At 60.5% G+C, this 13464-nt stretch carries 14 protein-coding genes; 6 read left to right on the forward strand and 8 right to left on the reverse strand.

What is annotated here, in order from left to right:
* Positions 1 to 15: 15 nt before the first annotated feature.
* From ACIROY_RS22490 to ACIROY_RS22500, 3 genes are read left to right on the forward strand one after another with little or no spacing between them, the layout of a single operon-like run.
* Entirely contained in the window at positions 16 to 729 is a 714-nt protein-coding gene (locus ACIROY_RS22490) for an ABC transporter ATP-binding protein (protein WP_402278591.1), read from the forward strand.
* On the forward strand, positions 726 to 1988 hold the full coding sequence (locus ACIROY_RS22495; RefSeq protein ID WP_402344317.1) for an ABC transporter permease: 1263 nt from the start codon (positions 726 to 728) through the stop codon (positions 1986 to 1988). The genes ACIROY_RS22490 and ACIROY_RS22495 overlap by 4 nt, the downstream gene beginning before the upstream one ends.
* 45 nt (positions 1989 to 2033) lie before the next feature.
* Entirely contained in the window at positions 2034 to 2756 is a 723-nt protein-coding gene (locus ACIROY_RS22500; protein ID WP_402344319.1) for a DUF3299 domain-containing protein, read from the forward strand.
* A gap of 722 nt (positions 2757 to 3478) precedes the next feature.
* Here ACIROY_RS22500 and ACIROY_RS22505 read toward each other — a convergent pair.
* The 6 genes from ACIROY_RS22505 to ACIROY_RS22530 all read right to left on the reverse strand — a co-directional run bounded on the left by ACIROY_RS22505 (position 3479) and on the right by ACIROY_RS22530 (position 7580).
* Positions 3479 to 4126 (reverse strand): DUF2026 family protein, encoded by a 648-nt coding sequence (locus ACIROY_RS22505; RefSeq protein WP_402278585.1) that lies wholly within the window; start codon positions 4124 to 4126, stop codon positions 3479 to 3481.
* Between the two features lie 58 nt (positions 4127 to 4184).
* Positions 4185 to 4466 carry a hypothetical protein gene (locus tag ACIROY_RS22510; RefSeq protein ID WP_402344322.1) on the reverse strand — a complete coding sequence of 94 codons (282 nt, stop codon included), beginning with the start codon at positions 4464 to 4466 and terminating at the stop codon, positions 4185 to 4187.
* A 262-nt stretch (positions 4467 to 4728) separates the two neighbouring features.
* On the reverse strand, positions 4729 to 5094 hold the full coding sequence (locus ACIROY_RS22515) for a hypothetical protein (RefSeq protein WP_402278581.1): 366 nt from the start codon (positions 5092 to 5094) through the stop codon (positions 4729 to 4731).
* A 401-nt stretch (positions 5095 to 5495) separates the two neighbouring features.
* Positions 5496 to 6107 carry a hypothetical protein gene (locus ACIROY_RS22520; RefSeq protein ID WP_402344325.1) on the reverse strand — a complete coding sequence of 204 codons (612 nt, stop codon included), beginning with the start codon at positions 6105 to 6107 and terminating at the stop codon, positions 5496 to 5498.
* A 625-nt stretch (positions 6108 to 6732) separates the two neighbouring features.
* Entirely contained in the window at positions 6733 to 7092 is a 360-nt protein-coding gene (locus ACIROY_RS22525) for a hypothetical protein (RefSeq protein WP_402278577.1), read from the reverse strand.
* Positions 7093 to 7259: 167 nt separating this feature from the next.
* Positions 7260 to 7580 carry a hypothetical protein gene (locus ACIROY_RS22530; RefSeq protein ID WP_402278575.1) on the reverse strand — a complete coding sequence of 107 codons (321 nt, stop codon included), beginning with the start codon at positions 7578 to 7580 and terminating at the stop codon, positions 7260 to 7262.
* Positions 7581 to 7840: 260 nt separating this feature from the next.
* On the opposite strand from ACIROY_RS22530, the gene ACIROY_RS22535 reads away from it, so the two are divergent.
* The 3 genes from ACIROY_RS22535 (at position 7841) to ACIROY_RS22545 (ending at position 11326) form a co-directional block, all read left to right on the forward strand.
* On the forward strand, positions 7841 to 8629 hold the full coding sequence (locus ACIROY_RS22535; protein WP_402278573.1) for a FadR/GntR family transcriptional regulator: 789 nt from the start codon (positions 7841 to 7843) through the stop codon (positions 8627 to 8629).
* Positions 8630 to 8856: 227 nt separating this feature from the next.
* Positions 8857 to 9771, forward strand: coding sequence for a 5-dehydro-4-deoxyglucarate dehydratase (gene kdgD, locus ACIROY_RS22540; RefSeq protein WP_402278571.1), 915 nt, complete (start codon positions 8857 to 8859; stop codon positions 9769 to 9771).
* 118 nt (positions 9772 to 9889) lie between these two features.
* Positions 9890 to 11326, forward strand: a complete 1437-nt coding sequence (locus ACIROY_RS22545; protein ID WP_402344328.1) for an aldehyde dehydrogenase family protein — start codon at positions 9890 to 9892, stop codon at positions 11324 to 11326.
* A gap of 165 nt (positions 11327 to 11491) precedes the next feature.
* Here the strand turns inward: ACIROY_RS22545 and ACIROY_RS22550 are convergent, their stop codons facing one another.
* Both ACIROY_RS22550 and ACIROY_RS22555 read right to left on the reverse strand, forming a co-directional pair.
* Positions 11492 to 13252, reverse strand: coding sequence for a methyl-accepting chemotaxis protein (locus ACIROY_RS22550; protein ID WP_402344331.1), 1761 nt, complete (start codon positions 13250 to 13252; stop codon positions 11492 to 11494).
* A gap of 61 nt (positions 13253 to 13313) precedes the next feature.
* Entirely contained in the window at positions 13314 to 13451 is a 138-nt protein-coding gene (locus tag ACIROY_RS22555; protein ID WP_402344334.1) for a hypothetical protein, read from the reverse strand.
* Positions 13452 to 13464 lie beyond the last annotated feature (13 nt).

Genomic DNA, 13464 nt, shown 5'->3' on the forward strand with positions numbered 1-13464 from the left:
AACAGACTTCACAATATGAGCGACGCCGCCATCGCCTTGCGCGACATCACCTTCACCTGGCCCGGCCAGAAAACGCCGACGCTGGCGCTGGACCGGTTCGAGGTGCAAGCGCGCGAGCAAGTCTTCGTCAGCGGCCCCAGCGGCAGCGGCAAGAGCACGCTGCTGGCGCTGATCGGCGGCATCAGCAGCGCCCAGGCCGGCAGCGTCGCCATTCTCGGCCAACCGCTGGAGGCGTTGCCGGCGTCGCGGCGCGATCGTTTTCGTGTCGATCACATCGGTTTCATCTTCCAGCAGTTCAATCTGATTCCTTATCTCTCGATCCTCGACAATGTGCTGTTGCCCTGCCGCTTCTCGGCCTTGCGCCGCGAGCGTGCGCTGGCGCAAGGCAGCGATTTGCGTGCAGCGGCCGAATCGCTGCTGCGCAGCCTCGACATGGCGCCGGCTTTGTGGACCCGGGCGGCGACGCAATTGTCGATCGGCCAGCAACAGCGCGTGGCTGCGGCGCGCGCGCTGATCGGCCGGCCGGAAATCGTGGTCGCCGACGAACCGACCTCGGCGCTCGACAGCGACCGCCAGCAGGCTTTCCTGAACCTGATCCGGCACGAATGCGAACAGGCCGGCGCCAGCCTGGTGTTCGTCAGCCATGACCAGCGCCTGGCCGAGCGCTTCGACCGCCGCATCGCCCTGAACGACATCAACCGCTGCGCCCAGGTGGAGGAATCGGCATGAGCTTCCTGTTCCGCCTGGCCGCGCGCAGCGCCTGGAATCGCCGCTACACGCTGGGCCTGATGCTGCTGGCGATCGCGCTGTCGAGCGCCATGCTGCTCGGCATCGAACGCGTGCGCCATGAAGTGCGCGACAGTTTTTCGCAATCGGTGTCCGGCACCGATCTTGTGGTCGGCGCGCGCACCAGCCCGGTCCAGCTGATGCTGTACGCGATCTTCCGCATCGGCGGCGCCACCAACAACATGGGCTGGGACAGCGCGCAAAAGCTGGCGAAGAATCCCGCCGTCGCCTGGACCATTCCGCTGTCGCTGGGCGATTCGCATCGCGGCTTCCCGGTGCTGGCGACCAACGGCGACTATTTCAAACATTTCCACTACGGCGACGGCCAAGCGCTGCAACTCGGTGAAGGCCGTGCCTTCGGCAGCGTCTTTGAAACCGTGCTCGGCGCGGAGGTGGCGCAACGCCTGCATTACAAGCTGGGCGACCGCATCGTGCTGAGCCACGGCATGGGCAGCCTGCACCTGACCGATCACGCCGACAAGCCGTTCACGGTCACCGGCATCCTGGCGCGCACCGGCACGCCGGTCGACCGCACCGTGCATATCGGCCTCGATGCGATGGAAGCGATCCATCTCGACTGGGAAGGCGGCGCGCCGATGCCGGGCCTGTCGATTGCGCCGGCGCTGGTGAAAAAATTCGACCTTACGCCCAAGACCGTCACCGCCGTGCTGGTCGGCCTGAAGAGCCGCGCCGCGGTCTTTGGCGTGCAGCGCGACATCGCCGACGACAACAGCGAACCGCTGATGGCGGTGCTGCCGGGCGTGGCGCTGGATGAATTGTGGCAAGTGGTCGGCATCGGCGAAAACGCCTTGCTGGTGGTGTCGGGGATGGTCGTCATCGTCGGCCTGGCCGGGCTGGTGTCGGCGATCCTGGCGAGCCTGGGCGAACGACGGCGCGAGCTGGCGGTGCTGCGCTCGGTGGGTGCGCGGCCGGGCGACGTGTTCCTGCTGCTGGCGCTGGAAGGACTGGCGGTGATGCTTGCCGGGGTGGTGCTGGGCGTGGTCCTGCTGACGCTGGCGCTGTTCGCGCTGGGGCCCTTGCTGAGTGCGCAATTTGGCGTAACATTGCATCCTGCCTTGCCGGCCGCCGGCGAACTGCAGCTGCTGGGCTGGACCATCCTCGCCGGCTTTGCCGCGAGCCTGCTGCCCGGCTTGCGCGCCTACCGGCTGAGCCTGGCCGACGGCCTGACGCCCCGGATCTGATTTGATTTCGCGGTCTGGCGACCGCAACTTTGACGAAGCAATCTCATGAAAAGTATTACCTGGATAGGCGGCATCGTGGCCGCCGGACTACTGGTCGGTTACTCGGTGCATCTGGCGGCAACGCCGAACGCACCCAAGGTTGCTTCGGCTGCCGAGGCAGTCGAAGCAACTACGCCCGCCCCGACCACAACAGCAGCCCCCTACTCCGACAATGCCCAATACAAAGTCGGCGACCACCTGCAACAGGCGCCCGACCTGCAAAAGACGCCTTACAAGCCGTCCGGCAAGACCGATGGCGGCTTCCGTGAGATCGCCTGGGAGTCACTCATGCCGAAAGACTGGGACGCCATGGCGCCCTTCAAGGGCCTGAAGCTCGACAAGATGGAAGACGGCGATCCGCGTGCCATGGAGGCGCTGTGGAAAGCCAAGAAGTACTGGAAGAATGCGCCCGTCGATCCGTCCATGAACGGCGCGTCGATCCGCATTCCCGGTTTCGTCGTGTCGCTGGAGCGCGAAGGCGAGGCCTTGAAGGAATTCCTGCTGGTGCCGTACTTCGGCGCCTGCATCCACGTGCCGCCGCCGCCGGCCAACCAGATCATCCACGTGCACAGCAACAAGCCGGTCAAAAACACCCGCACCATGGATGCGGTCTGGATCAGCGGCGTGCTGAAGATCGAGCGTTCCGACACGATGATGGGCAGCGCCGGCTACAGCATGAGCTCGGTCAAGGTGGAACCGTACACGGACGGTGCGCCGCAGGGCGGCTGAGCAAGGTTCAAATGCAGAGAAATTGCTGTGGATTTGTAGGGAAGTTATCCCCACATTTTGGTAGCAAGCCTGTGGATAAGCACTGGAGAACTTGCTTAAGTGCTTGATAACAAGGGAAATTCCATTTCTGGTTATTCCTGGGCAAGTTGAAGGAAAAAACGCACCCCGCGCCACCGGGCTGGATCACCAGCAGGGAGATTGGCGGCTTCCATGACGTGTGCGTGCAGCCGGGTTACGACGCCACTATCCGGCATTGGCTACTCAACGGACGCTGCCGCAGCTTGTTCAACATGTGCAGCAGTACAAAATTCTGAGAAAAAAAAACCTGCGATACGTGTGTATCGCAGGTGAATCTAAAGCAAGTTTAGAGGAGACGAACGAGATTCTATCGACAACGTATGACGGCTTCGTGACACTCAAAAATCAGTTTCGCGCATCCCTGAATCCCGCTGCAACCATAATGGGATGGTTGCAGCTGTCATCAACAAGTCACAAAGCCAGCTTATCCTGTCTACTCTTTCGCGATACATGCAACCGATATGCATGATTGCACGGTGTGCCGGACCAATCGTCCGGTGCACCACTCTCCGCCCGCCTCTTCTACTCCTGCTTCCCTCAAGACGACAACTACAGTTCACTTCCCCAAGTGCTGTACGTACTTCTGCTGCTACTGCTACTTCCCCTCTACCCCCAAAATTCCAAATTCGTCTGCCTGACTGCCGTCACCAGGCGCCGGTCACCTGCAAGCGGCTCAGCGTCATCTTGGTGCCGTCGCCTTCGGCGGCCTGCATGACCAGCCCGCTGCCCAGTTCCTTCGGCGGTTTCTGATACCAGTCCATGCAGACCTGCGACAGATTGCTCAGCGCCGGCTTGTTCATGAACTGCTGCAACAAATCGCGTGTCAGCGCCAGGTTCGGCTCCAGCCGGAAGTCACCCAACGCCTTCAACTCAGTCGGAGACGCCGACATGCGCGCCAGGTCCTTCTGGAACATCTGCCGCGGCACCGCCATCGGATGGCCCGCGTCTGTCAGCAATTCTTCAAACACCGGCGCCATGAAGTCCAGCGCATAACCGTCGCATTGCACCCAGCAGTGGAACGCGTCGCTGTTGCTGTCGACCTTGTCGCCGTCCAGCGTGCCGAAAGACAAGGCGCCGCTGCCGTCTTTGCTGATCAGGTAGAACGCCGCGCCGGCAACCGGGAAGGCATTCTTCTTGTAAAACTTTTTCAATATCTGCGCCGCGGTGACGCTGAAGAAAAAACTCGCGGCCGGGATATTGGCGTCGACACTATCGAGTACCGAGTGAATGACGCGAAAAATACGTTGGTAATCCGCAAGCGGGATGAGGGGGCGAATGTTTGATGATTTCATCCGCGTATTTTCTCATACCGCATGCGGGTCAAGTCGGGTCAAGCCGGGTCAGGTTCGCTCACGCCGCATTCTTGCTGCTTGCATCCGCATCGTTGCTGTGCAGGAAGCAGGCGCAGCTGACGTCGTGGTGTACCGAGCAGGCGGTCAGTTCACGCAAGCGGTCCGACTTTTCGTGGTCGGCCGAGAGTACGCGCAGGCGCTCACGGGACATCTTCATTTCGCGCTTGTTCCATTCGCAATCGGCACGGATGAACAAGTACATCAGCAACATGCAGAAACCCAGGTAAGTGACGAACATCAGGGCGATGTCGTTCGGCACTGTTTCGACGATGAATTGCATATGACCTCCGTTGGCTTGATTACGCAGAAGGTCTGTTGTCGCAGGGCTGTCGCCGTGTTGCAAACCGTCTGTCCATGGAGTGCATCATAGACACGCAGGCAGGCACAATCTATCGGGGAATTCCCTATGTCTGCACGGCATTGTGGACGGCGCGCTACAAGAGTAAAACGGGGAGAAAAAGAAGAGGAGAAATGAGCCTGGGAAACGGAGTTCCCGTAGAAGAATTACGGCGGCTGCGCCCCATGATCGGGGCGCCGGCGCATCAGTCCGACTGTGCGTCGATATCGGCCAGAGATTCGCGACCACGCTGGGTGATCTCGTACTGCTTGCTGCCTTCCTTGGCGGCGATATGTCCCTTGCGAACCAGGAAGATCGCGACGTCGTCCTCGACCACCGCCTCGGCATCCGCATTCAGGCCGCGCAAGGCTTCGATGCAGCGGTAGATGAACAGCGTCTGCTTGCCCTTTTCGGTCAAGGCCAGATTGCCTTCACGCGTGTACTCGAGCATCTTGATGCCGGTCAGGCGCTTGGTGTTGCGCGCCACGCAGGCACTCGGGCGGCCGCGATGTTCCTTGCGGCTGATCTGACCGAGGGCGTCAAATTCATCTTTGGTCAAATCATTGCTCATTGCTGCGTTCTCCGGTTGGTGCTTGCTGTATGCGGACATCCGACCGGATGCCACGGCCGTCATGGTACGCGCGAAACGGCGTTCTGCACAGACTTGACGGCCGACTTACCCACAGTCCCTGTGAACAGCCCTGTGGACAAGCTGTGGGATATCGACGCAATCCCTTGCGGCAACTGCCCTGGCGACAGATTGATTGTTTATTGGGCGGCAACTTCCAAGACCGGCAAAAAAAAACCCGCCGGGCGGGGGCCGGGCGGGTTCAATCTCAAAAAACTTCTTCCAGGAGGTTATTGAGGAGACGGTGCCACTGTAAAGCCAAAACACGCGCGTGAAAACGATCAATATCGCATTCGCTTATGCCATGGCGGCATAACAGTCGGCTTCCCTACCCTCCCGTCCGCCTACATCGGGGGCTTGACGCCGTCCTTTTCAATCACGAAACGTCCGGCCTTCCAGTCTTCGCCGCTGCGCGACGCCACCACAAATACCGTCAGGCCCGTCTTCAGGTCCTGCACGGTTGCCGGCACGAAGGTCACGACCGGTACATCCGTCGGCACCCGGATCTTGATGTTCTTGCCCTGGTAGGTCAGTTCGAGATCACGACCCGCATTGCCCGACACTACCGCCGAGACGGTGGCGTTGGTCATGCTGCTGCCCGGCAGCAGATCCCAGTCGTAGTGCCCCTCACCGGATCCGCGTGCCTCTTCAGGGAACACCACGACTTCCAGCGCCTCGATGCCGCCGTTGGCGGTGGGCTTGCCTGCTGTACCGATGAAGCTGCCCTGTTTGATCGACGCCAGTTCGAGCGCCTTGACCGAGGAATAGCGCGTAGCGTCGCTCAATTGCAGCGTGAGCTTCTTCCCTTCGCGGGTCAGCACGTCGACGCTGTTGCTGCCGACCGCGGCGACGGTGCCGCGAATCCTGCTGGGCGCCGCGTTCTGCGCCTGGACCAGCACGGGCAACGCCAACGCAGCAATTGCAAACAAGGACAACAACCTGGAACGACTCGACATGATGATTCCTTAGATGACAAAAAAATCAGTCTAGCATCGGGACCGAAATGCCGCTGACGCGCCACATGCGCACATTTCGTCGCCTGCCTGCCACGGCTGCAAGCCGGACCATGGCTGCGGCTTGCAGCCGTGGCAGGCAGGCGATTGACGAGGGGATTCGTTTTTCGGCAGGTAAACCGCGTCGTGCGTTCGCTCATCGACAAAACAATGAGCAAAACATTTACAAATCAACGAGTGAAGTTATTTGCAAACGAGTCAGGACAAGTACTGAATTTTGACGAAAATAACTATCTAGAAAATCTCGAATTTATTCGATATGAATCGCCCGCCAGATTTGCAAGAATGCAGTCAAGTCACTCGCATCCCTATCGGTTCCTGCACCTGAAGCCGCTCCTCTTCAGGCGCAATCGCGAGTCCGGGACTACGTCTCCGGTCGACAGGTTTTTCGGGGGAGTGACGAGCTTTCCCGGTGCCGGTTCCCCTGGCACCGGGTTTTTTTATGCCCGCAGCAAAACCATCCTGCCATGAAAAAAGCAGCATCCGACGCCACGTCGCATACTGCTTTCCGTACTGCACTTCATCTTCGTCGCGGCCTGCCATCAGGCACCACAACAGCGATACCGTTTTATCCGAGACGCCAGTTGGAACGATGCCTGGAACGCGATTTGATGATATGCAATTCATCATTGGCCGCCGGCGAGGTGCGGCGGAATACATTGCGCCCCGCATTGGTCAGGTTGAAAGCGCCGCCCAGATTGGGAATGCCAAGGCCTTTGCTGATCACGCTCTGCACTACGCGACGCGGAATGATGCGGAAGTCGCCCTTGAACACGCTGTACATCCAGCGCAGTTCTTCACCGGTCAGTTCGACGTTGGGATCGACCTCGGCGACGGCGCGTACGGATTTCTTCGGGATGCTACGTTCGCTGATTTTCTCGGCGCGATCTTCTAGCGTGTATTCGGTATCCAGCTCAATAGTTTTCATGATTTCCTCACGGCAATTAAAGTCATACTAGCACAAACTTTAACTTAGTGTGAAAGCCTGAATACCGCGTCCAGCAAGGGATGCCAAGGCGCCAACATGTCTTTTGCACATGTTTTTCAAGACGTAAAAAAAGCCGGCTCAGCCGGCTTGGCAATGCCGCAAGGAAATTAAGCGGCCGTTTCTTCGGTCATTGGCTTGCGGGGCGAATGCTTGATGGCGACACGCGCCGCGGCGCGTTCTTCAGCCGTCATGTCCAGCATGTCCTGATACACCAGCTGTTGCGCCTGCAAGCCATCCAGATGGGGGAACAGCGCCCTCTTTTCTTCGACCAGGCGTGCAGCCTTGCGGTGATCGCCGTCGCAGACGTCGATGATGAAATCGTGGCGGCGCTGCTCGGGCGTGGCGGCGACACGGTCGGCTGTGGCAACGCGGTTGAACACGTAGATGAGTCCGCAGAAGGCGACCAAGATCCAGATAAGGCTGTTCATGACAAACTTTCGGCAAGTGGTTGGATGCCTTGCATTGTGATTTTTTGCCCCGCCCGGCGATATAGGAAAACTCTCAAATGCAATTTGGCCCTCGCCATGGGCTACACTGAGGCCTGCACGCAACGTGGAAACGGCTCCTAAGCGGCCACTTCGCGCTACGAAAACAAGTCATCCTCTGGTAAGATGTCGCATAACCTTCCGTCGTGCGATGCCTTCTTGAGACGCACCTCACATTACTTTCACGTACTGACCTATAAAAAATGGAAGTTACCGAGACCCCCAGTCCGCTGATGCGCCCTCGCAAAAAGACCCAAAGCCTGTCCCAGGAAGTGGTCGGCGCGATTTCCGAAATGATTTCCAACGGCGCGATCAAGCCGGGCGAGAAGCTGCCCACCGAGTCCGAAATCATGCTGACTCAAGGCGTCAGCCGCACCGTGGTGCGCGAGGCGATCTCGCGCCTGCAAGCTGCGGGACTGGTGGAAACGCGGCACGGCATCGGCACCTTTGTGCTGGAAGCGCAAAAAGCCGGCAACATCAATATCGACCCGGCCACCATCACCACGATGAAGGACCTGCTGGCGCTGCTGGAATTGCGCATCAGCCTGGAAACCGAAACCGCCGGCCTGGCTGCCGCGCGCCGTACCGATGCGCAATTGCTGGAAATCCGCCAGGCGCTCGACGCCTTCCATGAGAACCTGAAAAAAGGCGTCGACACCGTCGGCCCTGACTTCCGCTTCCACTTCCAGATCGCCAACGCCACCGGCAACCGCTATTTCATTGAAATCCTGAGCCACCTCGGCGCCGGCGTGATCCCGCGCAAGCGTCTCAACACGGCTGAACTGGCGCGCGATCCGCAAGCCAGCTACCTCGACCGCGTACAGCGCGAGCACGAAGACATCTACGAAGCCATCGCCCGCCGCGACACCGAAGCCGCGCGCGCCGCCATGCGCAACCACCTGACCAACAGCCGCGAACGCCTGCGCCGCGCCCAGGAAGCGGCCGAATCGGCTGCCGATGCGCAGCAACAGGAAAAGGCGTCGGACAAGTAGCACCTAACGAAACAGCCACTCGATAGCAAGGCACGACCCGGCCGGCAGCAAAAACTGCTGGCTTTCTTTTAATCTATGTTGTACGATGACTGATATCTTAAGTTGACCCGAATTCAGAAGGCACGCATCCATCCGGACTCATCGGGTTCATTCAACCCAATGCACCCTGAACAAACACTGCAGCGCGACGATACTTTTCTCTCATCACTGGCACCTACGACACCGACATGTACACACCACAAGACCTGAAACAAATCCTCTCCGCCGGCCTGCTCTCCTTCCCGCTGACCGACTTCGACGAGCAAGGCGACTTCCGTCCGAAGAGCTATATCGAGCGCCTGGAATGGCTGGCTCCCTACGGCGCCAGCGCGCTGTTCGCGGCAGGCGGCACAGGTGAGTTCTTCTCGCTGGTGCCGGGTGAGTATTCGGACATCATCCGCACCGCCGTGGATACCTGCAAAGGCAAGGTGCCGATCATTGCCGGCGCCGGCGGCGCCACCCGCGCAGCCATCGGTTACGCCCAGGAAGCCGAACGCCTCGGGGCGCACGGCATTCTGCTGATGCCGCATTACCTGACCGAAGCCAGCCAGGAAGGTATCGCCGAACACGTCGAAGCCGTCTGCAAATCGGTCAAGTTCGGCGTCATCATCTACAACCGCGGTGTTTGCAAACTCAACGCCGACATGCTGGAACGCCTGGCCGACCGTTGTCCGAACCTGATCGGCTTCAAGGACGGCGTCGGTGAAATCGAATCCATGGTCACCATCCGCCGCCGCCTCGGCGACCGCTTCACTTACCTCGGCGGCCTGCCGACCGCGGAAGTCTATGCTGCCGCTTACAAGGCGCTGGGCGTGCCGGTCTACTCCTCGGCCGTGTTCAACTTCATCCCCAAGACCGCGATGGACTTCTACCACGCGATCGCCAAGGAAGACCACGCCACCGTCGGCAAGCTGATTGACGATTTCTTCCTGCCTTACCTGGCCATCCGGAACCGCAAGGCCGGTTACGCAGTCAGTATCGTCAAGGCCGGCGCGCGTGTCGTCGGACACGATGCAGGTCCGGTGCGCACTCCGCTGACCGCCTGCACGGAAGCGGAACACGAAGAACTGGCCGCACTGATCAAGAGCCTCGGCCCGCAATAAATTGCACAGAATGCACAGCAGTTTTTTCATCCATAAGAAGTAACCAAGCCACGACTGACCGCCGGAACATTCCCGCGGTCAGTTTTGGCTTCCATGCTTCCACTTTCAGGAGATCACGATGTCCCAATTTGCGAACTACATCAACGGCGAATGGCTGCAAGGCGCCGGCGTCAACAAGAACGTCAACCCGTCCGATCTGTCCGACGTCATCGGCGAATACGCCCAAGCCGACGCCGCACAAGCCGACATCGCCATCGCCGCCGCCCATGCCGCCTTCCCGGCCTGGAGCAATGGCAACATTCAGGCGCGTTCGGATGCACTCGACAAGATCGGTTCGGAAATCCTGGCGCGCAAGGAAGAACTCGGCCGCCTGCTCTCACGCGAAGAAGGCAAGACGCTGGCCGAAGGCATCGGCGAAGCCGGCCGCGCCGGCAACATCTTCAAGTTCTTCGCCGCCGAAGTGCTGCGCATCCAGGGCCAGAAACTGGCATCGGTGCGTCCCGGCATGGACATCGAAATCACGCGCGAACCGGTCGGCGTAGTCGGCATCATCGCGCCATGGAATTTCCCGATGGCGATCCCGGCGTGGAAGATCGCACCGGCGCTGGCCTACGGCAACACCGTCGTTTTCAAACCGGCTGAACTGGTGCCGGGAAGCGCCTGGGCGATTGCCGACATCATCAGCCGCTCGGGCATCCCGGCCGGCGTGTTCAACCTGGTCATGGGCCGCGGTTCAGTGGTCGGCCAGCGCTTCATCGACGACCGTCGCGTCACCGCCCTGACCTTCACCGGCTCGGTCTCGACCGGCAACCGCGTGGCGCAAGGCTGCATCGCGCGCATGGCGAAGTTCCAGCTTGAAATGGGCGGCAAGAACCCGCTGGTGGTCCTCAACGACGCCGACCTCAATGTCGCCGTCACGGCCGCCGTGCAAGGCGCGTTCTTCTCGACCGGTCAGCGCTGCACCGCGTCGAGCCGCATCATCGTCGAAAAGGATATCTATCCGCGCTTCATCGAAGCGGCGCGCGCCCAGCTGGCCGGCCTCAAGATCGGTCACGCGCTGACGGCCGACACCAACATCGGTCCGGTCGTCGATCAATCGCAACTCGACCAGAACCTGTCGTACGTGGAAATCGGCAAGCAGGAAGGTGCACGTCTGGCCTTCGGCGGCGAGCGCGTCAAGCGCGACACCGACGGCTTCTACATGACGCCGGCGCTGTTCGCCGACTGCAACAACGACATGCGCATTTCGCGTGAAGAAATCTTCGGACCGGTCGCCTCGGTGATCCCTGCAGACAACTACGAGCACGCGCTGCAACTGGCCAACGACACCGAGTTCGGTCTGTCGTCGGGCATCTGCACCACCTCGCTGAAGTATGCCACCCACTTCAAGCGCCACGCTCAGGCCGGCATGGTGATGGTCAACACGGCCACCGCCGGCGTCGACTATCACGTGCCATTCGGCGGCCGCAAGGCGTCGAGCTTCGGTCCGCGTGAACAAGGCGCGTACGCTGCCGAGTTCTACACCACGGTCAAGACGTCCTACACCGCGGCATAAGCACCTCATCAATCCCTGACCTCATCAGGTATCCACAGCCGCCGGCAACGGCGGTTTCAGCGCCGGAACGTGTGTTCCGGCGTTTTTTTTGAGTGCCGGAAAATCCGTGCGGGCATAAAAAAAGCACCGCCGTGGCGGTGCTTCCAGTGCGTCAACAACAATGCCTCAGAATTGTTCCCAATCGTCGTCCGTCCCCGACGCTGGCGGCAGGCGCGGCGCCGACCGCTCAGTGGCCACCGCAGTGCCGGCTGCCACCGTGGTGCCGGCTGGCTTGCTCAACGCGCGCGGCGCCTTCGCGGCGGGTACGGCGGCCTTGGGCGCAGCCGCCGGTGTCGATACCTGAGCGGTGCGCTCCGCCGGCCTTGCCGCTTGCTGCGCATCGATCCGGAAAATGCTGACCGCCTCGGCCAGCGTCATCGCCTGCGTCTGCAGAGACTGCGCAGCAGCAGCAGCCTCTTCCACCAGCGCAGCGTTCTGCTGCGTCACTTCGTCCATCTGTGCAATCGCCTTGTTGACCTGGGCGATGCCGTCGCTTTGCTCGCGGCTGGCCGAGCTGATTTCACCGACGATGTCGGTCACGCGCCGTACGCTGTCGACCACTTCACCCATGGTCATGCCGGCGTTTTCAACCAGGCGGCTGCCCGAGTCGACCTTGCTGACTGAATCGGTGATCAGTTCCTTGATCTCCTTCGCCGCTGCGGCAGAGCGCTGCGCCAGGCTGCGCACTTCCGACGCCACCACGGCAAACCCGCGGCCTTGCTCGCCGGCGCGGGCTGCTTCGACCGCTGCATTCAAGGCGAGGATATTGGTCTGGAACGCAATACCGTCGATCACGCTGATGATGTCGACGATCTTCTTGGATGAGTCGTTGATGGCGGTCATGGTGTCGACCACCTGCGCCACCACCTCGCCGCCCTTGACTGCCGTCTCGGACGCCGAGTGCGCCAGCTGGTTGGCCTGCTGCGCATTCTCGGCGTTTTGTTTGACGGTGCCGGTCAGCTGCTCCATCGAGGCGGCAGTCTCTTCGAGCGAGCTGGCCTGGGTCTCGGTGCGTGACGAAAGATCAAGATTGCCGGAGGCGATTTCCTGCGCGCCGGTGTTGATGATGTCGGTGCTGGTGCGCACGCGCGAGACGGTACTGAGCAAGCCCTGCTGCATGCTGCGGATCGAGGCGAACAGACGGCCGATTTCATTGCGGGAAGGCTCGCTGATTTTCATCGTGAGATCGCCGCCGGCCACCTGGTCAAGCAATGTCACGGCGCGGTTAAGCGGCCTCAGTACGATGCTGCGCAGCAGGAAATGCACCGCCAGCACAAGGATCAATGCGGCAATCAGGCCAACCGCCACCAGCCACACCACCATGTCGTATTCGCGGCTGCGCTGGTCGACGATGTCGTCGGAGAGATCCTTGGTCAGCGTCTGGAATTTTTCCAGCTGCGTGGAAAAGTTCGCGCCCCGGGCCGTGATATCGCGGCCGTTGATTTCAACGTAGGCGTTGGTGTCATTGGCTCGCAAGGCATCTGCGGCCTTGTTGAGCACGTCCGACAATTGCTTGCCGGCGCTGACAAGGTCCGCCTTGAGCTTGTCATCCTGCCCCTTGAACGGCGCCGCCTTGTCGAACTCGTCGATCAATTTGAGCGTACGGTCATAGCTGGTTTGCGCGCTCTTCAAGGCTGAGTTCTTGATCTCCTGATCGTTCTGCTCCTTTAACGCGCTGTAGGCGCGCGTCAGCGCGGCGCGGGTGCGCGTGGTGTCCTTGTAGGCGTCGTTGATGGTCAGCGCGCGCGAAGCGACGTCATGCACCATCACGGTGGATTCGTTGGCGCGCCCCAACGCAAACACGCCGACTGCGGCGCCGAACACGATCATGGCGGCAAACAGCGCCAGCGCGCTCATCAGACTGAAACGAACGGTGATGTTCCGCATTCTTCACTCCCATTTATTGGTGTTTTAATTGTCGATGCACGCGAACGCGCCCTGCGCAATCTTAGAGCAAGGCAAAACGCCCGATGCGATTTTCTGCACGTTTTTTGAGCAACATCAACTGCAGCGTTGTCGGAACGGCAAGTTTGATGCGCCAATGCAAAATCCCCCGCACGGCATGGCCTGCGAGGGATTTTTTCAAGCTGAACCGCACG

It is taken from the genome of Herbaspirillum sp. NPDC101396 (genome assembly GCF_044767365.1).
In the GTDB taxonomy this organism is placed as follows: Bacteria; Pseudomonadota; Gammaproteobacteria; order Burkholderiales; family Burkholderiaceae_D; genus Herbaspirillum.